This window comes from Bradyrhizobium sp., assembly GCF_004799405.1.
Classification (GTDB): Bacteria; Pseudomonadota; Alphaproteobacteria; order Rhizobiales; family Xanthobacteraceae; genus Bradyrhizobium.
This window is the reverse complement of record NZ_SSMW01000130.1, coordinates 110,304-134,649: the sequence shown is the minus strand read 5'-3', so window position 1 is coordinate 134,649 and position 24,346 is coordinate 110,304. Positions and strand designations below refer to the sequence as shown.

At 54.8% G+C, this 24,346-nt stretch carries 29 protein-coding genes and 2 tRNA genes; 12 read left to right on the top strand and 19 right to left on the bottom strand.

Features of this window, described 5'->3' with window-relative positions:
* Positions 1–12: 12 nt before the first annotated feature.
* The 4 genes from E7813_RS20660 to E7813_RS20650 all read right to left on the bottom strand — a co-directional run bounded on the left by E7813_RS20660 (position 13) and on the right by E7813_RS20650 (position 3,133).
* A complete protein-coding gene (locus E7813_RS20660) occupies positions 13–177 on the bottom strand; it encodes a hypothetical protein (protein ID WP_291577064.1) in 165 nt (54 codons plus the stop codon).
* A gap of 138 nt (positions 178–315) precedes the next feature.
* On the bottom strand, positions 316–543 hold the full coding sequence (locus E7813_RS20655; protein WP_291577059.1) for a hypothetical protein: 228 nt from the start codon (positions 541–543) through the stop codon (positions 316–318).
* 479 nt (positions 544–1,022) lie between these two features.
* Positions 1,023–1,997 carry a tyrosine-type recombinase/integrase gene (locus tag E7813_RS26230; protein ID WP_363331198.1) on the bottom strand — a complete coding sequence of 325 codons (975 nt, stop codon included), beginning with the start codon at positions 1,995–1,997 and terminating at the stop codon, positions 1,023–1,025.
* On the bottom strand, positions 1,994–3,133 hold the full coding sequence (locus E7813_RS20650; RefSeq protein ID WP_291577058.1) for a hypothetical protein: 1,140 nt from the start codon (positions 3,131–3,133) through the stop codon (positions 1,994–1,996). The genes E7813_RS26230 and E7813_RS20650 overlap by 4 nt, the downstream gene beginning before the upstream one ends.
* A gap of 468 nt (positions 3,134–3,601) precedes the next feature.
* Here E7813_RS20650 and E7813_RS20645 point away from each other — a divergent pair, with 468 nt between their 5' ends.
* From E7813_RS20645 to E7813_RS20620, 7 genes are all read left to right on the top strand, one after another.
* On the top strand, positions 3,602–4,234 hold the full coding sequence (locus E7813_RS20645) for a DUF6445 family protein (RefSeq protein ID WP_291577057.1): 633 nt from the start codon (positions 3,602–3,604) through the stop codon (positions 4,232–4,234).
* A gap of 243 nt (positions 4,235–4,477) precedes the next feature.
* The gene (locus E7813_RS20640) at positions 4,478–4,852 is read left to right on the top strand and encodes a DUF4440 domain-containing protein (RefSeq protein ID WP_291577056.1); all 375 of its coding nucleotides are present in this window, start codon (positions 4,478–4,480) and stop codon (positions 4,850–4,852) included.
* A gap of 119 nt (positions 4,853–4,971) precedes the next feature.
* On the top strand, positions 4,972–6,963 hold the full coding sequence (locus tag E7813_RS20635; RefSeq protein ID WP_291577055.1) for a RiPP maturation radical SAM C-methyltransferase: 1,992 nt from the start codon (positions 4,972–4,974) through the stop codon (positions 6,961–6,963).
* Between the two features lie 30 nt (positions 6,964–6,993).
* Positions 6,994–8,163, top strand: coding sequence for a YcaO-like family protein (locus E7813_RS20630; protein ID WP_291577054.1), 1,170 nt, complete (start codon positions 6,994–6,996; stop codon positions 8,161–8,163).
* A complete protein-coding gene (locus E7813_RS20625; RefSeq protein ID WP_291577053.1) occupies positions 8,163–9,578 on the top strand; it encodes a TfuA-like protein in 1,416 nt (471 codons plus the stop codon). The genes E7813_RS20630 and E7813_RS20625 overlap by 1 nt, the downstream gene beginning before the upstream one ends.
* Positions 9,571–10,623: a class I SAM-dependent methyltransferase gene (locus E7813_RS26225; protein ID WP_363331197.1), complete on the top strand. Its 1,053-nt coding sequence runs from the start codon at positions 9,571–9,573 to the stop codon at positions 10,621–10,623. The genes E7813_RS20625 and E7813_RS26225 overlap by 8 nt, the downstream gene beginning before the upstream one ends.
* On the top strand, positions 10,620–11,375 hold the full coding sequence (locus E7813_RS20620; protein ID WP_291577052.1) for a cupin-like domain-containing protein: 756 nt from the start codon (positions 10,620–10,622) through the stop codon (positions 11,373–11,375). The genes E7813_RS26225 and E7813_RS20620 overlap by 4 nt, the downstream gene beginning before the upstream one ends.
* A gap of 5 nt (positions 11,376–11,380) precedes the next feature.
* Here E7813_RS20620 and E7813_RS20615 read toward each other — a convergent pair whose 3' ends face one another.
* From E7813_RS20615 to E7813_RS20570, 10 genes are all read right to left on the bottom strand, one after another.
* Positions 11,381–12,328, bottom strand: coding sequence for a Gfo/Idh/MocA family oxidoreductase (locus E7813_RS20615; RefSeq protein WP_291577051.1), 948 nt, complete (start codon positions 12,326–12,328; stop codon positions 11,381–11,383).
* Between the two features lie 279 nt (positions 12,329–12,607).
* Entirely contained in the window at positions 12,608–13,771 is a 1,164-nt protein-coding gene (locus tag E7813_RS20610; protein WP_291577050.1) for an HNH endonuclease signature motif containing protein, read from the bottom strand.
* A gap of 636 nt (positions 13,772–14,407) precedes the next feature.
* The gene (locus E7813_RS20605; protein WP_291577049.1) at positions 14,408–15,676 is read right to left on the bottom strand and encodes a virulence-associated E family protein; all 1,269 of its coding nucleotides are present in this window, start codon (positions 15,674–15,676) and stop codon (positions 14,408–14,410) included.
* Positions 15,669–16,541, bottom strand: coding sequence for a toprim domain-containing protein (locus E7813_RS20600; protein WP_291577048.1), 873 nt, complete (start codon positions 16,539–16,541; stop codon positions 15,669–15,671). The genes E7813_RS20605 and E7813_RS20600 overlap by 8 nt, the downstream gene beginning before the upstream one ends.
* A gap of 11 nt (positions 16,542–16,552) precedes the next feature.
* Complete coding sequence (locus tag E7813_RS20595; RefSeq protein ID WP_291577047.1) at positions 16,553–16,804, bottom strand: DNA-binding protein; 252 nt, start codon at positions 16,802–16,804, stop codon at positions 16,553–16,555.
* A gap of 103 nt (positions 16,805–16,907) precedes the next feature.
* Positions 16,908–17,594, bottom strand: a complete 687-nt coding sequence (locus E7813_RS20590) for a hypothetical protein (protein WP_291577046.1) — start codon at positions 17,592–17,594, stop codon at positions 16,908–16,910.
* Positions 17,595–17,716: 122 nt separating this feature from the next.
* Positions 17,717–17,793 (bottom strand) — tRNA-Pro (locus E7813_RS20585).
* Positions 17,794–17,855: 62 nt separating this feature from the next.
* The gene (locus E7813_RS20580; RefSeq protein ID WP_291577041.1) at positions 17,856–18,293 is read right to left on the bottom strand and encodes a DUF192 domain-containing protein; all 438 of its coding nucleotides are present in this window, start codon (positions 18,291–18,293) and stop codon (positions 17,856–17,858) included.
* A 203-nt stretch (positions 18,294–18,496) separates the two neighbouring features.
* Positions 18,497–19,159 (bottom strand): cold-shock protein, encoded by a 663-nt coding sequence (locus E7813_RS20575; RefSeq protein WP_291577039.1) that lies wholly within the window; start codon positions 19,157–19,159, stop codon positions 18,497–18,499.
* A gap of 200 nt (positions 19,160–19,359) precedes the next feature.
* Positions 19,360–20,121, bottom strand: a complete 762-nt coding sequence (locus E7813_RS20570; protein ID WP_291577037.1) for a Sir2 family NAD-dependent protein deacetylase — start codon at positions 20,119–20,121, stop codon at positions 19,360–19,362.
* Positions 20,122–20,298: 177 nt separating this feature from the next.
* Here E7813_RS20570 and E7813_RS20565 point away from each other — a divergent pair, with 177 nt between their 5' ends.
* On the top strand, positions 20,299–20,466 hold the full coding sequence (locus tag E7813_RS20565) for a hypothetical protein (RefSeq protein WP_291577035.1): 168 nt from the start codon (positions 20,299–20,301) through the stop codon (positions 20,464–20,466).
* Between the two features lie 36 nt (positions 20,467–20,502).
* Here E7813_RS20565 and E7813_RS20560 read toward each other — a convergent pair whose 3' ends face one another.
* From E7813_RS20560 to E7813_RS20550, 3 genes are all read right to left on the bottom strand, one after another.
* Positions 20,503–20,742, bottom strand: a complete 240-nt coding sequence (locus tag E7813_RS20560; RefSeq protein WP_291577032.1) for a hypothetical protein — start codon at positions 20,740–20,742, stop codon at positions 20,503–20,505.
* An 87-nt stretch (positions 20,743–20,829) separates the two neighbouring features.
* Complete coding sequence (locus tag E7813_RS20555) at positions 20,830–21,123, bottom strand: hypothetical protein (RefSeq protein ID WP_291577030.1); 294 nt, start codon at positions 21,121–21,123, stop codon at positions 20,830–20,832.
* A gap of 74 nt (positions 21,124–21,197) precedes the next feature.
* Positions 21,198–21,335 (bottom strand): peptide ABC transporter permease, encoded by a 138-nt coding sequence (locus E7813_RS20550; RefSeq protein WP_291577028.1) that lies wholly within the window; start codon positions 21,333–21,335, stop codon positions 21,198–21,200.
* Between the two features lie 191 nt (positions 21,336–21,526).
* Between E7813_RS20550 and E7813_RS20545 the strand changes: the two genes are divergently transcribed.
* Together E7813_RS20545 and E7813_RS20540 are read left to right on the top strand one after the other, a co-directional pair.
* Complete coding sequence (locus E7813_RS20545) at positions 21,527–21,979, top strand: VOC family protein (RefSeq protein ID WP_291577026.1); 453 nt, start codon at positions 21,527–21,529, stop codon at positions 21,977–21,979.
* Positions 21,980–22,351: 372 nt separating this feature from the next.
* Positions 22,352–22,999 (top strand): glutathione S-transferase, encoded by a 648-nt coding sequence (locus tag E7813_RS20540; RefSeq protein ID WP_291577024.1) that lies wholly within the window; start codon positions 22,352–22,354, stop codon positions 22,997–22,999.
* 6 nt (positions 23,000–23,005) lie between these two features.
* Here E7813_RS20540 and E7813_RS20535 read toward each other — a convergent pair whose 3' ends face one another.
* Positions 23,006–23,257, bottom strand: a complete 252-nt coding sequence (locus E7813_RS20535) for a porin (RefSeq protein WP_291577022.1) — start codon at positions 23,255–23,257, stop codon at positions 23,006–23,008.
* A gap of 31 nt (positions 23,258–23,288) precedes the next feature.
* Entirely contained in the window at positions 23,289–23,543 is a 255-nt protein-coding gene (locus tag E7813_RS20530) for a PilZ domain-containing protein (protein ID WP_291577020.1), read from the bottom strand.
* 318 nt (positions 23,544–23,861) lie between these two features.
* On the opposite strand from E7813_RS20530, the gene E7813_RS20525 reads away from it, so the two are divergent.
* Positions 23,862–23,936 (top strand) — tRNA-Glu (locus E7813_RS20525).
* A gap of 20 nt (positions 23,937–23,956) precedes the next feature.
* A complete protein-coding gene (locus E7813_RS20520; protein ID WP_291577019.1) occupies positions 23,957–24,340 on the top strand; it encodes a nuclear transport factor 2 family protein in 384 nt (127 codons plus the stop codon).
* The last annotated feature ends 6 nt before the right edge of the window (positions 24,341–24,346 follow it).

Here is a 24,346-nt window from a genome sequence, read left to right as displayed (position 1 = left end):
CAAAGTGGCTCGTCAGCTAAACGAACGACCACGTGAGACCTTGCAATTTGAAACCCCAGCAGAGAGATTTAACGCCTGTGTTGCGTCGACCGGTTGAGCCGGCACCTCAACAGCGGACATGCCGAGCGTGACCATCGCCAGCGTGTGTTCAATGAAAAGTGCAACCTCGTCCGCCATAACCCCGACCAAAAAATTTCAGGCGGCCCTCGATTGATTTGCGATCCGGCCTAATAGGCGGGGGGTATGGGGGTCGGATTGGGCGATTGACCATGGTTGGAATGAGCGGCGCAGTCGCGCGGCTATTTCCCGCGGCCACTATGAGACGAACAACCCGCTTTTCGGTAGCGGCTTCTGCCCGCGTTTCGGCAGCAAAGGTGCATCCGCTCGCTTGGCGAGTTGTTCGCGAAGGCTCGACGGCTTGTAAAAGTGCAGCAGACCTTGGCCGTTTTCATCAACGCGGGTGGTCGATCTCGGCAACGTGCGCCGCTCACAGCCAGGGATGACGGTCTGTAGACCCGCAGATGTTCGTTCGACTACGGTCATGATGTTGCTCCGGGCGATTTCCGCAAATTTAGTTTGGCACAGGGTTCAAGACTCATGAATAGCGTCCTCGGAGGAGTCCCCAGGATTGAGTTCCGCACGCTCCGACCTAGCCTTGTCGTGACCCGGCCGAGCGTGGGACGTTACCCGTGCGTTACCCGGCAGACGCTCGCAATTTCCTAACGATTGAATTAGCAACAAATTCAATACAGGATTCGCTGATTGGCTATCAGCTGCTATCTCAATCAGGCTCAATATCTATCGTCTCGCCTTCGGTGGCACCGTGTTCGTCTCTAATGCGATCAAGCCCGAGTCGCTTGGTTATGCCTCGGTTCGCTCCCGCTTGCCTGCGATGGTCATGCCGTCAAACTTGCCAGGCTTGCCCTTCTCCTTGCGCTCAACAAACATAATTGCAGGCCCAGCAGGTGCAGTGCCTTATTAAGGCCGGCGCTGTCGTCTTGGGTCTTGGCATTCGCTACGGATCAGAACGGTTCCGCCCGACGAATATATCTATCGAGCATCGTGTCGCTTGAATGTCCGGTTTGCCGCCGGATCTTCCAGGTGGGTATACCTGCGTTGACCGCCTCTGTCACAAACCCGGCTCGGAGGCTATGACCTGAATAATCGGATGGATCGCAGCCGACTTGCCTCAACCGTCGTTTAAGGATCACGCCGACCGCATCGCCAGAGAGAGCTGCGTTTGAGATCCTGCCGGCGCGATCGATCGAACGAAATACGGTCCCCTCATTGATTCCCGAAGTCTCTAACCAGCGTTGAAGAGCTTCTACCGGACAGATGCCCCTACCCCTCGGCATCGCAATGTCACGTCCTTTTCGCTCCTGATCTGTCTTACTTTTTCGGATCGTGATGACCATTCCGCGATCCGACCAAGCGATCGATTTGCAATCAACTGCACATAGTTCCGATCGACGAAATGCCCCATGGAAGCCTAGCAGGATCAAAGCTCGGTCTCGGAGGTCGCTAAGGGAGTCGCCAAGCGATGCAACAACAGCGCAGATGTCCTCTTTTGTCAGCGCCTTAGCCTGCCGTTGCGGTCGACCGTACGTCCGCCGAATTCCGCGAAACGTTAGTCTAACCGGTTCAGACTGACACGGGTTTGTAAGGTCCTGGCACGTGTGCGCCCTACCGATAGCCACAAGCCGACGGGCCAAAGTGGCGATCGCCAGTTTGCCCCCAAACCTCGCAAGATAGACAGCCACGTCGACTGCTGTAGCCGGCAACTTTCCGCCGTTGGCAAGGAAATGGGCTAGGTCTGATCTATATGCCCTTCGCGTATTTGGGGACGTGGCGGCCTGGACCAGCCGACGTACCTCTTCAGTGACGTCCTGATCGACGCCCTCCTGCGCTTGTTTGCAGTTGACTGCAAACTGAGCGGGGATCAACGGATCGATGGTTAGCTCTGATAAGTGAGGGTTATCGGGGGTGAGGAAGGTCATTGGCCCTCCCCGTCGACCATGATGGAGCTCGCGATCTCGACCAATCCCCGCTTCCTGCAAAATGTCTGGGCGCGGACCTTGTTGAGGTGGTCAAGATTCGCCCGAAATAGCTGGAGCAAGGATTCGATATGCTCAAGGGGCACACCCACCTTCAGCAGATCGGTTTCGGTTCCCAGTGCCTCTAATCGATCTGCGCCGTCCCATGTGAGCTTGGACGCCAAGGGCGCAGCATCGACATAGAAGGCAGCCATATAGGCAGCTTTATGGAGATGAGCTGGGGCAACGTGCGTTTCCAGAAATTTGCGGATTGCTAGGTTATGTTTGACCAGGCTGCGGATGGCTTCCTGTCCGAGGCGTGTGTGTTTGTCGTGCGCATACATCGGAACGTCATCAAGCACGAGTGTCCCGGGAACCGCAGCTTCCACCACGGCGGGCGTTTGGCCATCGTGCGCCACCAGCCAAATCAGCGGCACCATCAAGGTGATCGGCTCGCGGGACTTCGTGGCGGCGATCCCGGCTGCTGCGGCCAATTCCTCCGGCAGGCCAAGTCGCCGAAAGGCGTCGAGCAGTCCGGGTAAATTACTCCCCGGCACTTTCTCTCGCTGCCAACCGATACCCGATACACACCAGCCTGCGAGAGCACGATGCGTAAGGCTGTTGGATTTATCCGCGACGCCAGCCAAATTGTCCGCAATCGAGCTGGCGCTGACCGCCCTCCTCTCTTGTTCCAATGACGGGTGCCCGTTCGAACCCGTGATTAGGTGCTCGGCGGATCGACTCTTAGGTGCTTCAGCGAGCAATCGCGCGAGGTGAGCTGCAACTACTATATCCCCACCCGATTGTTTACGCCACTTCCCATCGGTGCTTCCGGCGACCGTCATTGCAACAACGTCGGCGGAGCCCGCGCCAATGTCCTCGAATGCGATCACGATGAAACGACGCCAGATCGCTGAGCCTCTTTGCGCCAAGAACGTTAGCGCGGCCCGTTGCGCGATCTCGACTTCGCCCCGTCGTATCGATTTCTGAAGTAGACTCTTGATAACCCATTCATCCGCAATGAGCGGCGCAACAAAAATCGGTTCGCGATCAAGCCCGATGGTCAGTCGCTGTTTTGCTGGAGCAAGTTCGTCACTCATCAATGTCTCCGTGCGTTGAAAGGCACGGTTGACGTTAACTTTGAGCGACGAGAAGCCAATTAAATTGCCGGGCCCCAGCGAAAATAATTGCCGAGACACCGCAAGTCACGCGCAAACATTCCCGGGCGGGTGTCCAGCAGCAGTTCCGTCATTCTTTAGCCGCAGGCATTGAGCAGCCGGTCTGAAAATGCGCTTTCCACCAAACCGTACAATTCTGAGATTCTGCTAGCGAACCTATATCTGACCTATCTCGAACAACCATGCCCAAACGCACATGACCAATTCGACCCGCCATCGACCTCGGAACAACTAACGCCGGATAGTCCGGGGATTCTTCGTGGGCATTGGTGGTAGTTAACCGGCGCTTATCTCGCAAACAAAGCCGACGTACTTGCGGTAAAAGTCCTCATATTTGCATCTTTGTAATTGTTCGATCTAAGATCCAATGCTTCTAGAAGGTCATCGCGCATGCTCTGCAACACACAAAGCCGACCTATAAGAATTCGGGCAGCAGATTCGACCATTTTAGTCTGGGACAATTTTCTCATTGATCCCGGTGCCACACGTCGAAAGGCACTCCTCGCGACTTACTTTAAACCGCTCCCCGCAATTCCTTGGTTTGTAGCTGATCGCCAGCCCGCTGGCTTAAAGCGCGTGGTCAACCATCTGGAAGCGGCGATCGGCGCTTCGCTATACGATTGGAATATTTCTTCCCCAAGAAGCACGATTTGTAAGTTCATGATCAACTGCGCGGCAGCCAAGTCCCTCATTCGCGCTCACGCCGATCCGTTTGATTTAGCTGCGGTACTGTACTTAAACGAGCGCCCCCCCTCTGAGGCTGGTACGACATTCTTTTGGCGAGAAAGCAGCACAGCGAACGCGCCATACAGTTCGATCGTCCCGCATTTCCTGCCCAATGTAGACCGAACAACTTTCAAACCCACTCTGGCTATTCCCAATGTATTCAATAGATTAGTTTGTTACGATGGAGCGTTGATTCATTCAGCTACCGGTTACTTTGGAACTACCAAAACTTCAGGCCGACTTGTGGCGTCGTTCTTTTTTAACCGCGGTACTAGCAAGATCTTGAAGCTAAAATAGCAATCTTACCTATAAGCCTCGTTTGAACTCAAGTGACGTCGGCCTGTGCGATCGAACTCGATGAAGCGATCGACGTTCCAAGCTCAGTCCAGTTACTGACCAGCTCAAATAACAACGGGTCTCCCCCAACCGACCAAAACAAGATCGGACAGGTCAATTTGGGTAACGCATGCCTATTGAGCTTCCATTGTTAGGGGCTTTATACTACTGGTTGTGACGCTAAAAATTATTTGGGAGATCGATATGGGCACGGGTGCATTGTCGCTACTTATGGAAAAGCAAGTCGCGGCGTATCTCTCGGGAGACATAGAGCCATTTCTAGACTGTTTTGCTGACGACGCAGCCATCTTGCCGTCCACCGCAAAAAAGCCGATCGAAACAGCATCTAAAGTTCGAAAATGGATAAGAACAAACGCGCAAATCCCAAAGTATCAAATGACTGTTGTGAAGAGCGAGGAGGATGAAGGTCTCGCGTATCAACTCATTCGCTATAAGGGGATGAATAAAAATGATGCTGGGCGTAGTGTCCAGTTTTCCGGTTATCTAACTCGGATAGTTCGGCGGGAGAAGAACGGAGACTGGAAGATTGTCTGTGCCACCTGGAAAGATGACAACTGACCATCGTCAAGAGACAATTTGGGGAGCTGAGCAATGGCGAAAAAAGCAAAAAAGCGCGGTAAATCGAGCAAGCTAGTTAAAAATCTGGAGCGAAAACGAGAGGGAGCACTATCGGCGGGATGTGGCAGCCAGGTTGGTGCCTATGCTCCGGGGTACGTAAGCGTTCCGGCCTCAAAAGATCCTCAAAAGCCGAAGCCTCGCAAAGGGTGACGACCCGACCTAGAAGTAGGGCTAGCACCCTTGGTGGAGAAAAAGCCGCCCGAAAGGACAGTACCAGCGTAATCCTTTTTTGTCTTCCGTGGGCCGAACCATGGCATGCTCCATTGGGTCTATCTATAGTCGCCAACAAGCTCGATTTGCTCGACATCGACTATGAAATAGTTCATGGAAATACAGATCTCTATGTGCGATTAAAGAAGCGTTTAGGTGCGCTCGCCAACAAAGTTTTCGAAGATGGCCGAGTCGGCGAATTAATTTGCTCCGAGTTATTGTCCGGCCCCGATAGTGTTGGTTCTTCTGACGAAGTTGTCATCCGACAGAGACTTTTGCGAGAGGTCGGTATTACTCGAAAGCAGGCTAGCGTTGTCGTCGAAGAATTGCAGGACTTCTTCGACGATTGCTTTGCAAGATTTGATCTCAGTCAAACGTTGGTCTGTGGATTCGGATTAGGAATTCACCAAACAGTTCCTAGTTTGGTTCTCGGTAGTAGAATCAAGAGTCGATGGCCGCAAGTTAAAATCGTATTTGGGGGCAGTCAATGCTCGGACCCTATGGGGATAGCGCTGCTCGAAGCCTACCCCTGGATCGATGTGGTAGCTCGAGGTGAATGCGATGACTCGCTTGGCCCCTTATTCTCGGCGTTAATCACCGGAAGCACTCTGCAAGATATCCCAAACGTCGCCTGGCGCTCCGGCAGTGAGATCCACCTCGGCCCAATCAAAGCCGTTTCAGCGCAGGCGATGGGATCGCCTAATTACGCGACTTACGAAAATTCGTACGAGAAAATATCGCCAAACGAGCGGCCGGCTAACTTTTATGTAGAAGCATCGAGAGGATGTTGGTGGGGCCAAAAACATCACTGCACATTCTGTGGAATCCACGCCAACGGGCTGAACTTTCGATCCAAGAATGTTGACCGAGTAGTGGATGAAATTGAAACATTAATCCAGAAGCACAAAACAGTTAGAATCGCGTTCTCCGATACCATCCTAGGGATCGATCATTTACGCGATCTTCTGCCCCACCTTCAACAAATTAGATCACGCTTTGATGTTGAGTTTTTAGCCGACGTCAAACCAAATCTTTCCAAACAACAGATTTATGCGTTAGCCAATGCCGGATTTATTGCTGTCCAATTAGGCATCGAATCGTTCAGCGACCGGTTGTTACAGCGAATGCGTAAAGGCAACCGCGCCTTGCAGCACGTCCAGACCTTAAAATGGTTTGCTGAAGCTGGCATAGGTGTTCACTACAATATCCTTACTCATGTTCCCGATGAAACAGCTTCGGACTATTATGAGGCACTCGCTCTGGTCCGCAATGTTCCTCATATTCATCCGCCCTCAGGTGTCTTTCCTATCGAGCTAAATAGGTATTCACCTTATTTTGAGAACTGGTCGAATTATGGGTTTGAAAAGCCAGCTCCCAGCACGTTCTATGAGGGCATTTTCCGTAAAGGAGAAATCGACCTCGATCAATTCGCATATTCGTTCAAGGGATATCACCCTTCGACAAAAGACAGTCTTATCGAAACTGCGCGCCAGAATTTTATTTCCTTTGTCGAGACAAATTGGACCGCGGGATATCCACAGAGTAATTTTTTCTATTGGTTGGGACCAAACCGAGTATTTCTTGCTCGAGAAGGGAATTCGCCGTTGCACAAAGTACTCGAAGGTTACAGCGCACGAATATTTCTTGAGTGTGACAAAGTTCAAAGCATCGAGAGGCTCCTGGAGAACGCTGACGAAAGTGATCGGCGAACGCGTCGCGAAGAAATAGAACGTCTTGTTGAAGAGGGCATCTTGATACAGTCGGCAGACGAAACGCACGTACTTGCAGTCGCACTGCGACGCTTAGCTCTTCGTCCGGCCCATATCGCTAGTTGGGGCTAAATCCGCGACCAACACGGTGAATTTAGCTGCATGGCCAAAAAGCTCTCATCGCTTAAGAAGATCGATCTTACTGGCACGGTACGAGCCCGAACAGCCACCGAAACTCTTACAGCAGTCCGGCCTCTTTTTCCACAATTTGGAATTACTCGTGTTGCTCGCGTCACCGGTTTAGACACGATTGGGATTCCGACCTCCATTTGTATAAGGCCCAACGCTAGGCATTTAGCTACTGCGCAAGGCAAAGGACTTACCCAGGAACTAGCAGATATTTCAGCAATCATGGAGTCAATCGAAGGATATCACGCTGAAACCGTTCGGGCGCCGACTAATTATTTCTCGTTCCGGGAAATGACACGGAAACGACTAGCACTGGACCCGAGACTGCTGGAGCGGGGGCCGCGTTGGAAAATTTGGAATATGGAAACGCCCATGCGATGGGTCAAAGGGTACGAGTTGATTCGAAGACAAACTATTTGGATACCGTTTATCGCGCTGACCATGGATTCAACTGCACCCCATCCAGAATTCGCCATTTTGCAAGTATCAACGAATGGTCTCGCCTCAGGCAACAATTGGGTAGAGGCGGTGCTGCACGCCTTATATGAATTGGTCGAACGAGATTCTGAATTTCGTTGGTCGCTCCTATCGGCGAGACGTCGCGCAGCCACCTTGGTTGACCCAGAGACAATTGATACGCCGTTTCTGCGCGACTTACTTACCCGGCTTCGCATAGCAAAGCAGCTGCCCCTAATTTGGGACATCACTAGCCGCCTCGGTGTTCCGACATTTCGTTGTGTTTTGATCGATCAAGACGCCGAACGAAATCTTGGACGTTTCCACGGCTCAGGCTCACACCTCGTGACGTCCGTGGCCCTATCGCGAGCACTCACTGAAGCAGCACAGGCCCGCCTGACTTGGATCAGCGGCAGTAGGGAGGATGTCTTTCCGTACCTCTACAGAGACATGCAGGAGAAAAACCAGCCTGCAGTTGAACTTCCCACGCCTCGTTTAAGCATCAAGAACCGGCAAGATGCTTTCAGTGGTTTGACTTTGCAAGACGATCTGGATTGGATCGTCGAGAAATTGCGCATAAACGGCTACCCCTTAATTTCGGTATTTAGCCATACGGGCGATGATCTCCCAATTTCAGTCGTGACCGTACTAGTTCCAGGAATGAGTTTCAGCGGAAATCGTATTTAATGGATAAGTTGCCAATCGAAGGGTCGTCGCTGACCATTGTGTATGCCGGTCCATCCCTGCGGGCGGATCCAAAACACCGCATTTGCCCCTCGATATTACTTATGCCGCCGGCTCAATGTGGCGATATTCTTATGGCACGGCGTCTGCGGCCCCAGGCAATCGCGCTAATCGACGGAGTCTTTGAACAGAACGCTGCAGTTTGGCACAAAGAAATACTGCTCGCCATGGAAGATGGCATTCGGGTTTATGGGAGTTCAAGTATGGGAGCATTGCGCGCTGCAGAACTTCATACGTTCGGGATGATTGGAGTCGGCACCATCTTTAGCGATTACCGCGACGGCTTGTTACTAGACGATGACGAAGTTGCTGTAAGATTTGTTGAAGCCCCGTGGGGCTATTCGTGCATCTCCGATCCTATGGTGAATATTCGGGCGAGTGTCTTTCGTGCATTGCAGTCGGGTTTATTGACGAGCACAGAATGTCGCTCGATCATTGATATTAACAAGCGGAGGTTTTATTCCGAGCGAAACTTGGCGGATTCGATCCCTGAAGCTTTAGGCGCTCATCGCAATAAACGCGAGATCGAAGGAATAGCGGCCTATTTCAAAGGAAATGGATACGTCGATCAGAAGCAAATTGACGCTGACACTCTGATGAGGCAGCTACTTGTTGATAAGCATGCCAGAACACCCCATCATATCTACCCACCAGTTTTTCGATCGGTCTTTTTACGAAAGCTACAGGGAGACGTGCTTTGTCGCACATTCAAACCTGACACTCCTGGATTACCTGCCTCGGAAGCGGCGAGCAGTAGGGCACTTTCTAATTGGCCACAGCACATTGGTATTTTTCAACGGCTGGCCGTTCTCTTGGCTGCCGCCTCTTCGCTTTCAAGCGGACCTACCTCAGCGGTCAATCCAAATCGTGCCGCTAGACTACAGAAGATTGAACAATGGCTAGAAACAACGCGGCGTACCTATAAAATAACGAAGCCAACGGTAAATCGATTTCGTAAATACCTCCTTGTTCTTCATTCACCGAACCCCGCAAGGATACGCGCTCCGGGAGACGCAATTCCATCGGCGGCGTTCTATTGGGCAGCCAAGATCTGGGCCGCAATTGACGCGGTCGCCATAGAACACGGCTTCCATCCCGCACCTGGACGAGTTGAACGATTATCTGACGAATTTCGTAAAGGCCTCGGCTTAGAGACTACGGATGATACTTTCAAATGGATATCACGAGCGCGTTTTAATCTTTTGACCTATCGCCGGTTTCTTCAGGCTTATGACCGCATGTTATTCCTGTGCGATGGGTTCAATATGCAACTGTTGGGAATTGCGAGCCCGGTACAAGATTCGGTTTGTTGGATAAGCGATGCACTAAGTCTAATTGGTGCTACCAAGAATGAATAGTCGTTCCAACGTGAGCCGCACGGTTACCATTGGTCCCCGCGCCGGACAATTATATCGCGCATGGTCGCCTTCGAAAGCAATCGCCATAGGCTACCGATATTTGTCCGATGAGATAATGATGCGCGATGACAAGATATTTCAACGTTTGGGTCAGTTTGTCTCCGGTAAAACGGGGACAGCCGTGCCCCGTCTTGTAAAGAATGTAGACGGGCTGGTCGTTAATCTGTTTGAGCAGCTTTTCACGTGGGACACTGTCTCGGTTCGGGTACGGGAGCTAACAAAATTGAGACTGCGGCGAGTTATTGACGTCGGCTGCGGCAGCGGGATGTACGCGATATCTCTAGCGTGCCGAGGGTCAACGGTGACTTGCAACGACCCCAACCCTGTCTGCCTGGAGTTTATAAAATATGCCGCAAAAGAGCTGAGGTTGAGGCTTCATGAACATCCGGCCCGGGCACCTTTTGACGCTGCCCTTTGCATAAATGTATTGGATCACACAAAGCGCGCTCCGCAGTTGGTAGAGAAGATCGCTGACTCACTAAAGCCAGGCGGTTGCTTGCTTATACATGCTGACTTCGTTTGTGATGGACGTCACATTTCCGATATTCCCTCAATCGAACGAGTTCTGCATAAACTAACACAGCGTTTTGTGAGGGACAGGCGGCCCAGCTCCATGCGGGCTGAATTTTGGTACCGCCGAGCGCGGCGCGCTGCCGGGACTGAGCTCGTCAATTCTATCCAGACAAAACACTCTGAGCTATTGAGGTGGCGGCCACTCCTTCACCCAAATGCGACAGGTCGGTGCGGCAGCTCAGGAGACGTTACACTTCAAGGGTTCCCATTCTACCTCATGCCGACGTTATTGAACGAGCGCGCATGGAGATTGTTACTCAAGTGCGACGGCTCTCGCACAATCAAAGAGATCTTGGCTGCTTCGGCCCGCGACTCATCACTATCACCTGACGACGCTTTAGGGGTTCTCCGCGAAATGTTTTCACGCCACTACCTGAGCAGATCGCCGCTCGACAAAGGACATCGGTCGTGACCTGGAGTTCATTAAGACCTCTCGAAAGCAAGTCGTTGAAGGATTTTTCGAACCTTTCGAAGGCCGGACGACGTCCTTTGCTTATACGTGATGGTCTCGCGAAGAATGGGAACCTTTCGGATTGGAGCTTAGAAACACTTGCGGATAGCCATGGGAACAACTCCATTTCTGTTCATGTTAAAGATAGGCAGTTTGATATCCATGAATGGACTCACAACAGGGAGCTATATCTTCGCAGCTATCCAGCTAGGCACATGTCCATACGGCGAATGAAGCTCAGCCGATTTCTTCTACAACTACGCAATGAATCTCATTCTGAAGATGTCTACTCTATCGCCGGCGTACCGGCTGCCAAGATTGTTAAGAACGGATGCGCTCCTTTGCCTAACATTTGCAAATATATGGGCTGCACTCTTACGACTGTTTGGAGTGCACCTTCTGGGCGTATATGGTCGCTGCATCAAGACGAATGCCCAGTTTTTATGGGACTTAGTTTCGGCAAAAAGCTGGTAACAATTGCTAAACCATCAGCATCTGCAAATCTGTATGTTCATTCGCAGAATCATCTTCTCAGTAGTGTCCCCGATGCACGACGAGCGGATTTGAGAAAATTTCCTAAACTCAAACGAGTAGAGTTTTTAAGAGCCCTTATGTACCCTGGGGATCTCTTATATGTACCACCTTATTGGTGGCATCAAGTTGAATACATCGTCGGCAGCCTGAGTTTTAGCTATTGGCGCTTAGAAACGTAACTTGCCTAAAGTGGACGGTGCTCTAAAAACGAGCACCAAAGCTTAGCCACCCGCCGCAGATGTTCCGGCTGCTGGCCGTCGGGAATTACTCCGGTGTCTTGATGCTGAACGATGCGTCTAATCGCTATGCAATTTGCGCGCAGACGAATCCCAGAGATTTCCTTGCGATTCGGCCCTCGCTTTACGCCCAATATCTGCCAACTTGGAGAATTGGTCCGATTTGCCCAGTTCCAGCTTTTTAGCACCGGCCCCACCAATGATCCAATCGCGAGCACCGCTTTTCGAAACTTCACATCCACCTGATGTCCAGCCATTAGGTCTTGCCCATCATCAGCCCGTGCCACACACCAGTTGACGTTTATGCGGATTGTTTTGCCGTTAAGCTGTCCAAGAGCGGTCGTAATATTTGCATGTGTGAAAAACTTAAGTCGGGGCCCGCGTATAGATTTTTGCGATCTACCAAAGATCCGTATTAGACAATCCAGTCCTGAACACAAGGTCCTGCCATTAAAATTAGCAACGATCGACTGTACGTTATCCGTCTTCAATAAGCGGCGATACTCTCTCTTGAACAAATTCGACGCCTCCACATCATAGAAATGATGGTTCACATGAACAACAGTGCCCTTGGCCCGAGCCAATAATTGTGCCTGCTGCAAAAACGATGGCGTGACCGGATGCTCTCGGAGCACTGGAATTTTCTGACGCAAAAACTCCAAACTGATTTCATCACCGACCGGTCCGCCAATGGCTACAACAGCGAGGTGCACCGGTTTGGTGATCTCGTTCACACGCGTGTAGTATGGGACTTTTAGTGCCCTTGCCAACATTCGAGAACTGCTTCTACCAGACGCAAGCAACCCAACAAGTTCCAGACTTGCGGGTTCTTGTTGGATTGCGGAGACGTAGGCAAGGCCATACGAGGCTCCACACAAAATGATTTTGCGTCGCATAGATATGAGCCTTCTACAAATATGAAGAGACACACCCAGAGCTGTTACCGTATCAGTTCAGCCTGCTTGCGATAAACTGTCGTACCAAGCAATGATCCATTTTCGTACATTGTGAAACGTTGAAAGCGTGATTGTGCCCCCGTTTTGAAGCGCCTGCATGACTGCCAGCGCTCGTCACAAAGCATGGATCGGGTATATGGAATGGTCGCTTCTCGCGCCCAAAGTGGGGCATAAGGCAGCGCCAGGTCACTCCTCTCAATGAAACGTCTCCAGCTTGGATTACGCAAGATTATTACGATCAGTTAATTCGCGGACATCTAAGGCGCCTTGCGCCCGCTCGATCTGTAAAACGTATTGCTTGAGATCAGTATTGAGTTTAGCGCCACCTTCCCCGTGATGAATCATCCGGTGACAGGTTGGACAGACCGCACCGACAGACTTGGGATGGTCGGGGCCACCATCCGCTACCCTCTTGATGTGGTGCGGCTCCAAATACGGACTGCCATCTCTTCTAAGGAATGGCGCAGCTTGTTTGCAGGCTTCGCAATATCCATTCGCCCGCTTGAGAACGTACGCCTTCACCTTGGCACTGCGAACGTAAAAGGTCCGCTGTGATTCCTTTGATGGCGCCTTGGGCGTCGCGGCCGCCGCAAGAGCCAACGCGCGGAGCTCTGGTAGCGACCGGCCTTTGAGATCCACTTCGTCCGGCTCCACCGGCGGGGCGCGCTCAGCCTCGGCAACCGGAACGAGCTCAAAGACGATTGCGTTTCGTTGTTGTCCATCACGATCGGGAGCCTCAATCGCCTCCCATCCCGCAAACGCGAAACACCCCATGAAGCGGTAGTTGCCCTTGGCCTTGGTGGCTTCAAACAGCAGCAGGTCACGACCGTCGGCCATATGGTCTCTGATCGCTCGATTGCCGCGGACAAATGTCATGTCGCCTTTTTGGCCCTCGCCTGTGTAGGCAAAGACCCCGTCAGGCCGCCAACCATCCGAATAGCCAAATTGCTCGCCGGATTCCCCTGTAAACAAAAAGACAAATGGACAGCCGTCGGGGGTTGCTATGCCGCCGCGTTCTTGCCCGCCGAAGACTTGATGGATATCACCCTGACGGTGGTAGAGCTTTCCCACTTCGAACGGGATGCCGACGGCTTTGAGGTCAGAAGGTTCGAGGACGGTGAAGCCGAGGTCGCGTAGGCGTTTCGCGACCGTTTTGTCACCTCCGCTGAATTCTGAGGCCGACAGTGGCTCAAGACCGCTCCGGATATGCCCATGGGCCGCACCCGCGATGGCCTTACTGTCGTACGGTTTGCCGTTGAGCTGGAGGAAATAGCCACGCGACTTTCCAAATCCGTACTTCTGCAGGAAGGCATCCCGTCCAAGGATGTCGAATTCGCCAATGGCTTGCCGAACGGCGGCGGCGGTCAGATCGGAAAGCGCCAAGGTCAAGTCTCCCTAGGAAGATCAGAGAGGTTACCCTACCCCATGTTCGCCCCGGGGATCAGCCCTCCCGACCGATGCCGACGAGATTTGCAGTTGATTGCAAAGCACGGATCGGAGTGCCGGCGACGTTTGCAGTTGACTGCAAATCTGAATTTGAGACCGGTGATAATGGAAGATTATCAGAGGTAACCGCGAGGCGGGATCTACTAAGCCAACCCCGGTTTTGCTTTCGCGACCATTTGAACCAAACAACTACCTGCGACACGACCTACAGCGCATTAAAGTTGACTGCAAAAGTGGGTTTTGTCTGGGAAGCGGATGTCCAGGAATTTTGTCGGAAACCTGGTCATCATGGCCATTAGGTAAAGGAAGTATCGGCTACGTATCGTGTTGAAGTTTCATTGCTTTCCTTGAACTAAACAAGCCGCATTCTTCAAATTTGGCGATGTCTGTTTTAGTGTCTGATCAACTGCTCAGACACGGGTCGGACAAAGCATCGAAACCGACCCCACCAGCGCGCGATTGTACTAGGATCGGCTAGCAGGTCAGAACGGACGGTACGGACGATAATGGCAAGACGCGTGTGGTGAAGGTGTCAGGGCGCAAACTCTGAAAGTTACGTCCGTGTCGTCAGTCTCATCCGGTGGGAGGCCCCCACGGAATGTTGCCGTTTGAATCCTTCTTCAGGCGGCCCCAATGCAAACGGGTCAGGATGGCCGTCACCCGGTTCTGCTTGCCGCGATCCCGACCGGTGACCTCGATCGCTAATGCGTGCTGAAAAATCTCGCCGAGATAGACCTTTTCCGGCGCATTCTCCTGCAGATAGTCCCGAATGGGCCCCTCCCATGCGTCAGGCTCGTACCGATCTTCTTGTTCGGGGAAGATAATTTCCTTCTCGAACTTTGCATCGGGATGCCATGTTTCACCTTCGAGGTAACACTTGACTGCTTCGGCGAAAAGCTGATCGCGTTGTTCAGACAGCGCGATGGTGTCTATGGTGCCGATCTTTACGGGCCAGAAACGGCGACCGCCCGTCTCGTCCCGGAGATATGTCGAGTTGTTCGTGGTGCCGATGAACACGCACTGACGAGGTTGCGAGACCTCCTTACGTCCATATGACGGTCTGTATTTTTCGACCGTCCTGGTGATGAAAGCCTTCAAATGTGCCGTCTCGCCTTTTGACATCGCAGACATTTCAGGGATTTCAATCACCCACTTTCCCGCTAAATGCTGCGAGACATCCTTTCCGGCGTTCACGTCCGGGAGGCTGTCCGAAAACCAGGGCCCCCCGAGGATAGCGCAGGCTGTGGATTTCTTAGCGCCCTGAGATCCCTCCAGAACAAGCATATGGTCAACCTTGCATCCGGGTTTAAGAATTCTCGCGACGGTGCCAATTAGGAACATTTTTCCGACACCCGCGGTGTAGGGGCTGTGCTCCGCACCCAAATAGTCGGTGAGCCAGCTATCAAGGCGTTCAACGCCGTCCCACGCAAGACCATCGAGATAGTCGCGCACCGGATGAAACGATCGTTCGTGGGCCCGTTGATCAACGGCGCTGTGAACGACATCCTTACCGACAGTCTTCAAACCGGCAACCTGAAGGGTTTCTTGTATTTTGCTAACATCATAATCAGTCAACGGCCTAGCAACGAAAGCCGGATGATCGACACCATCGAGGGGCTTCATCAAAAATGGTCTCTGTTGCATCTCGTCCCATGCAATTGCATCACAAAGCCTTGGATCGAACCGGAGGGCGATCAGGACGTTCGCCAAGTTGTTGACCGGCTTGCCGTGCTCCATGAGACATTTTTCGATCCAATGAGGGCCGATTTCCTGTTGGGCATTCGCAATAGTCGAAAAGTCGACAAACACGACCGAGTCTTCGCTCATCGAGCCATTAGACATTGTGTGTCCCCTTCTGAAGGTAGCAATTCCAATCGTCGCCAGGAGTTGATGGGTATTTTATCCCACCCTTAATGCCGGCTTTGAGCAGCCGTGCTCCGCACTTGCGAGCAGCGGCGATTCCAGGATCGTCGTGGTCGGCAAAAATTGTTAGATGATGCACACCGTGAATTGCGGGGAAGCGATGGATGCCCCGAGCCGACCCACAAGCCCACACCGGCAGTCCAAAGATCTTTTGGGCGCTAAGAGCGGTTTCAATTCCTTCGGCAATCCCCATGCTGGGTGCCAGTTTAGAAAGCATCACGACCGCTTGCGCCGCCGGGCCCAACATCATTTTTGCGGGCATACCATTGAGCATCGTGCGTTTTGCCAATCCATCATCGGCTAGCGCCGTACGATGAATACCCGTGGGTTCTCCGGTGGAGGCGTCTCGCATTATCGACACCATTGCGGGAACCTTCGTAGCGCCCATCGGACAAGTCGGATGGAAACGCAAAATGTCGTTTAGGCAAGCTGGTGAAGCCGGCAAGCAACCGCGGTTGGCGAGGTAGCTTTCAGCTGGGCTTCCGGCCACGGCCACGGCCGCATGCCAGATCGCCAATGCCTTGGCGGTGGTGGCGGCATGATCAGAGGCCTCATGGGCCTTCAGCTCAATGACCGGCAACACTCCGCTGCCCAGGAGGGTCAGCTTGTTTATGACGTGCTTGCGGCAAGTGGCCGGATCGTCACCTGCGAGACTGAAGATCCCAATTCCAGAAGGCTGGAGCGGATCAAAGCAGAATCCGAGTGAGCGATCCGCACTACTGTGCCCCGGACCGGGAATATTGTACCACTTCCCGTTGCGCGACCCGCCGAGGGCTATCGCCAACTCACCCCCCGTCATTTCTTTGACTCAGGGTCGGAGGCCGCTTTGGCGAAGGCGACCACCGGCGCATGCGGGGCCGGCTCTGAAGTATGGCGACGCTTATTGCGAGTTGCCCAATTTTGCAAATCATTCACATCGTAGAGCACTCTCCGGCCGAACTTGTGATATTCAGGCCCTCCCCCATAAACTCGGGTCTTGTCGAGCCAGCTCTTGCTGACCCCTAACGACGTCGCAGCTTCAATGACATTGAGTTTGGTAAGCTGCATGGGATCCTCCGCACCATCAACGCCAATGAAAAATGGTGTTGTGCGGAGACAGCTACGACAACCCGGTGCGATAGTGTAAACAAAGGCGTTAAATAAGTTGCGATTATTTTTTCTTACCCGGCGGCAAAAAGCCGAGCCTTTCCATAATGTTTCTCACTGTTGAGTGTGACGGCAAAGCCTTGGGTTTTTTGCCCGCAGCCAGAAAATCTTTCTTTCTAGCCTCTAAAATCTTGATCACCTCCTGGACCTTTCCCTTTAGGCTTTTTTGCTTTTTTGCAGACGCAGCCAAGAGAATCCGCCGCCAGTAAAAGTCATTTACGCGCTTCTCTAACTTGTTGATGGGTCTTCCAGTCTTGTTCGCGACGAATCGCAATCGAAACGAATAGCCTTTGTGCAACGGAGCATTTCGGTCGAGGAGCTCGGCCAGCAACTTCAGTTCGGAACCCGATAGTTTCTTGCGCGCTCCAAGAGACTTCGCAGCCTTTTTGGCGCTCCCACCGGAGATTTCGCGAAGGAATGGGCTGGGCGGCTCGCCCAAGCTTTTAACCTGAGTTTTTCGGGGTCTGCCTTTTGTGACCTTCACCAACCGCAACCGCCAAGGCAACTTTCCCGGTCCCACCGCAGGATCGAGGAGCTCAGCTAGGAAAGTGAGTGCAAAGCCTGACAAGCTTCCAGCCCCACGAAGGGCTTCAGCCGCGCCATCTTCGTCACCGTCCTCGGCAGCCGCAAAGAAGCGATCGATAGCCTGCGCTTCTGGTGAATCAGGCGGGGGGTTCTCTTGTTCATCCATGGTGTCGGCTGCAGCGACCGATCGATGAGTAAATCCGTGCCGACTCGGTGCCGATTTTCACTCAATCATTCCACGAAAAGAATGGATTTGCAAAAATAATAGCATTATAATCAAGTACTTATTGGTCGGGGCAGCTGGATTCGAACCAACGACCTGCAGTACCCAAAACTGCCGCGCTACCAGGCTGCGCTATACCCCGATTGTCTGGGAAACAAGGTCGATACACGCTTAAGGCTGGACCAGCAAGGCGCTGCGGCCATCTCAATGGCCATTAAACAGCGCATGCCCGACGCGGTCGCCGGGCGCGATCCCGTATTTTTGCGCAGTGCCCGCGATCACTTCCAGTACGCCCTTGGCCAGCCCCATCGACGGGATGATTTTGGTGGAAAGCGGCTCGGTGTTTTCGGCAATGCGCAGGATCCGGCCATCGGCCCGAATGAAGATCATGTCGAGCGAAATGTAGGTATTCTTCATCCACATCGACACCTGCTGTTCCGGCGAGAAATCGAACAGCATCCCCTTCCCGTCGGCCAATTCCTTGCGGTACATCAGGCCGGTCTCCTTCTCCTGTTCGGTGGTTGCGATCTCGACCGAGAAGACCTGCACGCCTGTCTTGGTGACGATCTCGAGCGGCTCAAAGGTCGCCGCCCGGGCGCCGGCGGCAAGGCCGAACAGCGCGACCACGGCCGTAATCGCCATCAAGACGCGTGCGCCTGCGCGATTTCGACCCACACCCCGATATGAATTCATGAACAACGCTCGCCGCCAGCCACAGGATTTCGTTGCGCCGACCCTAGCCCGATGATCGTGGCAAATACCAGACATCCGCCGGCCCGGGCGATGCCATTTTCGGCATCATCCGGCCAGTGGTTTTGGCAAAGTGGCGTGGAAGGATCGCGCGGCTAGTGCGACGACAGCCCGGGCGAGCCGGTCTCCGGCTGAATTTCGGCGGCCATCATGCCCTTGGAACCGGGCCCGAACCGAACCAGCACGTATTGGCCGGGGCGCAACTCGGTCATCCCGAAGCGGCGCAACGTTTCCATATGCACGAAAATGTCCGGTGTGCCCTCGCCGCAGGTCAGGAAGCCGAAGCCGCGAAGCCGGTTGAACCACTTGACCTGCGCCCGCTCCAGGCCGCTGGTCGGGGTCACGCTGACATGGGTCCGCGGCGGCAGCATTTGCGCCGGATGGATCGCAGTGGATTCATCCATCGAAAGGATCCGGAACGCCTGATAGCCCTTGGCGCGCTGCACGCATTCGCAGACCAGCCGTGCGCCTTCGTAGGCCGTCTGGTAGCCGTCACGCCGCAGCACCGTGACATGCAACAGTACGTCCGGCCAGCCACTATCGGGAACGATAAAGCCGTAGCCCTTTGATGCGTCGAACCATTTGATGACACCGGCGATTTCGACAAGGTTGGCGGCCTCGCCCAGGCCCGACAGCGCGTCGATCGCCGGATCACGCTCGGCACCGACCGAAAATTCGCCTGGCCCAAGCCGGTTAGGTCCCGCGCCGCCTGGCGCCGAGCCTCCGAGCTTCTTGGACTCAAATCCGTCCGACCCCATGACCCCGGATCCTACACATCATCAACGGCCCGCCATCTCACGCGACGGCACCGATACACGCGCCCATCCATGACGATTCATGATGACGCCACGCGAATCTCTCGAATCAAAAGATAACACTCCCGCTTGCCGCGCATAGACAAAAAACATTTTTGCCCCGACCTATGAACAACCTTGCGCGTCCGCGAATCATTTGGGCATCAATTGCCCACGAACGGTCCAAGCGTTTCCCCGATGTCGTAACGGATTACCAGATCGGCGATATCGTCCTGTTCGGTCGGCTCATTATTGATAATGACCAGCCTGGCGCCGCCGTTTTTGGCCAGAAGCGGAAAGCCGGCGGCCGGCCAAACCACCAAAGACGAGCCGATTGCCAAAAACAGATCGCAATGCCGGGCAAGTTCGCCGGCGCGGCGCATCGCGTCTTCCGGCATCGCCTGCCCGAACGAGATGGTCGCGGTCTTCACCGGTTCGTCGCACACCGTACAGTCGGGGGCGGCACCGGCCTCGTCGAAGCGTTGCCTGACCCAGGGAAGATCGTAAGCCTGCCCACAGCCGATGCAGCGGGCATAGGTGGTATTGCCGTGCAGCTCGATCACGTGATCGGTGGCAAAACCTGATGCCTGATGCAGATTGTCAATGTTCTGGGTGATGATCGCCGGAATCTTGCCGGCCCTGTACAGCGAAGCCAGCGCGCGGTGGCCGCGCCCCGGCCTGGCGGCGGCGAATGTCGGCTCCATCGCAAAGCGCCGCCGCCAGGATTCGTCCCGGGCGTCCTGGCTGGCGACGAATTCCTCGAACGGGATCGGCCGGTTGCGGGTCCATAATCCGCCGGGCGAGCGGAAATCGGGAATGCCGCATTCGGTCGAGATGCCCGCACCGGTGAAGGGCACAATGGTCTTCGCCTCGGCGATCAGGTCGCCGAGCCGTTCCACGCCGCTGCGAAGATCTGTCGCGATCATCGGGATGATCCGAAGGGTTGGCCGCACCGATAACAGCCCGGAAGGCGCATCCGTCACAAGGACGGCGACGATTTATCCACCGCGAACCCCCAATCATAATCCTGCAACGCCATGTCCCAATTCGCGCCCCAATCCCGGACGCCAATGGGCACGGGACACGACTCAAAAGGGATGGGCATGAGCGAACAAAGGGACCGGCTCGCGCGCGAGCGCGAAGAAATCACCAGGCGCGTGGCGAACTTCAGGGCCACGCAGGAAAAATTCGAACGCGAGCGCGAGGAATATTTTGCCACCACGCTGGAAAATGCCCGAAACGGATATGAGCGCAGGCGGCATTGGGGTTAGCGGGATCGCCATCGCCTCGCTACGCAATGACGACAATCACCGCTTCTTCTTTTTCTTTGCGAAAATCGCATTCCAGTTATCCTTGTAGGCCTTGGTTACCGGCTTCTGCCCTTCGCCCATGCCTTGCTTCTTTGGCGCCGCGTCCGTCTTCACCGCTTCGGCCTTCACGCCTTCTGTCTTCAGTGCCTCCGTCTTGGGCGCGGCTTCGGCTGTTTTGCTCTCGATAACGGATTCTTTTTTCGGCGGAGCGGTTTTGGTCTTGTCGTCCTTGGCCATCATTTTCCCCAACACTGGTTTCGCCACCTGCTTAGCCGCTATGCCGCTCAGGAAAAAGCCCGGAGGAACGCTCCGGGCTTCTTCTTGTTACCAATGCCTGTAGTAGCGATGCCGGTAATACGGTCCGCCGTAATAGGCGTACGGTCCGGGTCCGTAATAGGCCGGCCCGTAATAGCGCGGTCCGTAATATCCGTAATACGGATACGGCCCGTAATAGCCGTAGGGTCCGTAAGCGCCAAGGGCTCCCGCCGTCAGCGCGCCGGCTGCGATGCCGAGACCAATACCCGGCCCCCAGCCCCAGCCGCGCGCTTGCGCAGGCGCGGTTACGGCGGTTGCGCCGACAGCGGCGACCACGGCCATAATTGCCAATGCTTTTCTCATGCGCATCTCCTCCATAGCGGCTGGCGGGATAACGCTGGTGTTTTACAAAAGTTGCCGCGGGAACCGGGGTTTGGTCAGCGAACCATCGCCAGAATGAGCACCAGAACCACCGCGCCGATCAAACCTGACAGGAAGATCGCGCGGCGCGCCGGCGTGTTCAGAATGATTTCGCCGCCCCGCGCTTTTTCAGCGGGATAGGGTTTTTCAGCCATGGGACACCTCCTGGTCATTAAAGGCCGAGAAGCGCGGCGGGTTCCGGCGGGACGCACTGCGGCCGCTGAAAAATCCCCGATCCCGACGGGCGCAACGCCCCTGCCCTCGCCCACATTTTACTGCTATTGAACGCTCCGTCCCGTCCTAGCCGAATTCAAATCCGCGAAAAGCTTTCAGGGAGACAACAACCATGCGCTACCTCCACACCATGCTGCGCGTCCGCAATCTCGATGTCGCGCTGAAATTCTACCGGGATGCTCTGGGATTGAAGGAGGTCCGGCGCATCGACAATGAAAAGGCGAAATTCACGCTGGTGTTTTTGTGCGCGGCCGAGGACGAAGCCCTGCTGAAGAACCTGCCCAAGACTCGCGGCGCGCCGCTGGTCGAACTGACCTACAACTGGGACGAAGAGAAATACGGCGAGGATCGTTATTTCGGTCATCTCGCCTATGAGGTCGACGACATCTACGCGACCTGCGACCGGCTGATGAAAATGGGCGTCACGATCAACCGGCCGCCGCGCGACGGCATGATGGCGTTCGTGCGCTCGCCCGACCTGCATTCGATCGAACTGTTGCAGAAGGGCGAAGCCAAGCCTGCGGCCGAGCCATGGTCGTCGATGCCCAACACCGGACACTGGTGAGGCATTTTCAGTTTCCATTGCCGGAACCCATCGTCCCTCCTCGCGTTCTCCATGCACGGGCAGTTTATGGAGGTTGAGATGGGACGAGGAATTTTGCTCTGGCTTTTGGGCGTGCCGATACCGGTGATTATCCTGTTGTGGTTGTTCTTCGGCCGCTGATCGTTGCCGATCGCAATTCGCAGAGCTCGTCATGCCCGGCCACGTGCCGGGCATCCACGTTTTTTTTAATGTAGTCAGGCAAGCCGAAGGCGTGGATGGGCGGGACGGTGCCGGCCATTACGCGAACCGGGCATCACGCGAAAATGAATCGTTTTTAAGTTGGCTGATATTCCGATATGAACCGTGAGAACGGATCATCGGGAGTGAAAGCGCGTGCCGAACGACACTCAAAATCAGCTGAAGATCTGGGGCCGGGCCAATTCGGTCAACGTGCAGAAGGTGCTGTGGTGCCTGCGCGAGCTCGATCTCACCTATGAGCGCATCGATGCCGGCATGGCGTTCGGCCGGAATACCGAACCCGATTATCTCGCGATGAATCCCAACGGACGCGTGCCGACCATGGTGGACGGCGATTTCGTGCTGTGGGAATCCAATTCCATCATGCGCTATCTGGTCATGGCCTACGGACGGGGTTCGCCGATCTATCCGCAACAGCCGAAACGGCGAGCCAGCGTCGACCGCTGGCTGGACTGGACGCTCTCGACCATGCAGCCGGTCGATCGCCCGGTGTTCTGGGCGCTGGTGCGCACGCCGGTCGAAAAGCGCGACATGGTGGCTATCCAGAAGGATGTCGATGCGGAAGCCGTGCAATGGCGGATCGTCGATAACCAGGTGGCGACCCGGCGCTTCATCGAAGGCGATGATTTCAGCATCGCCGATATTGCGCTCGGCGCCTACGCCAGGCGCTGGTTCGGAGTCGAAGGCGTCAGCAAACCCAGGCTGGCAAATCTCGAGCGCTGGTTTGCGGAATTTGCCGGCCGTCCGGGATTCCAGCAATTCATCGCGCCGCCGATGAGTTGATGCGGCTCAACGCGAACCGCCGTGGCTGCCGCCATCGATTCTCACCGCGCCGCCGATCTTCACGCAGGTATCCGAACCCGCGAGTTTGACGAAACCCGGACCGAACGCCGCGCAGGAATTGCCGGCGCCCGGCTGCTTGATCGGGAGCAGCTTGTCCGAGGCGGTGGGCTTGTCCGGCTTTAGAATGCTGGATGGCTCGGCCGCGGCGGCGGCGGCCGGCAGCGCCGCAACGGCGATCGCAAGCAGGATGTTTCGCATCCGGCCTTTTATCGCTTGTGATCTGGTTTTGCTACCGGACGAATTTGACGCCCAGCGACTTGCCGCGGCGCCAGACCACGGCGCAGTTGCGTCCGGTCCGGGTATCGCGGGTAAATGCCAGCCGCAGCCTGCCGGGCAACGCGTTGGGATCGTCGACCGTGATCCTGGCGCCGGTGGCGGACATGTCCCGCACCGTGCAGGGGCGTGCTGCGAAGCCGCCATCAAGGGTGATCCAGCCGGGCTGCTGGACGGATTTGCGGGCATCCCGCTTTTTGGTGACGGCCATATCGGTGGCTCCAAAGCTGCCTTATCCCTACCCGGTCGGGCTTTAGAAACCGTTGCGATCCGAGCAGAATTTAGGGGTTTTGCGGTCCACGGACCGTGCTCGATCCACCCCTCAAAACGGGATTTTCGACGGCTTGCCCGGCAGCCTAAACGCCACTATACGTTCGGCCGCCGCCACCCATACCAACTCACTATCTTCGGGTTCGGCACGGCGCCTCCACAACCCTTCAAGACGTTGAGTTGCCGGTCATATTTGTGTGTGAAATATTGCGAGACGGAAGTGCCGCGACCGGCCGGTCGCAGCAAGCCTGACGTGTTCGCTCCCTTCGTCTATCGGTTAGGACGCCACCCTTTCACGGTGGAGAGAGCGGTTCGATTCCGCTAGGGAGCGCCAGCGCCTTCAAGTGCATAGCCATGGCTCCTTCACCTGCAGAAAGAGATGAGCTGTTCAGGGATTTCGCGCGCGCTTTGTTCAGGGGCGACATGGACGCGCTGTACCGGGTGGTCACGCCTGACTTTATCTGGAGTTTCCACGACGGTGTTGTCGTGACCAAGTCGCTCGCAAGCCCCTCCGCCATTCGTGGGCACCTGGCCGAACAGAAGGCGCTGTTTTCAGCCCAGCGTTTTCACGACGTGGCCTACCATCATGCCGTGGAGTTGAGCTTCATGACGTTCCGCGTCAGCGAGACGCTGCGCGCCAGCGGCGAACGGCGCGAGCAGCGCGGCATCGAAAGTTATACATTCAGGGATGGCAAGCTTGCGACCAAGGACGTTTATCGCAAGCCGATATTGTCTTGATCTTGC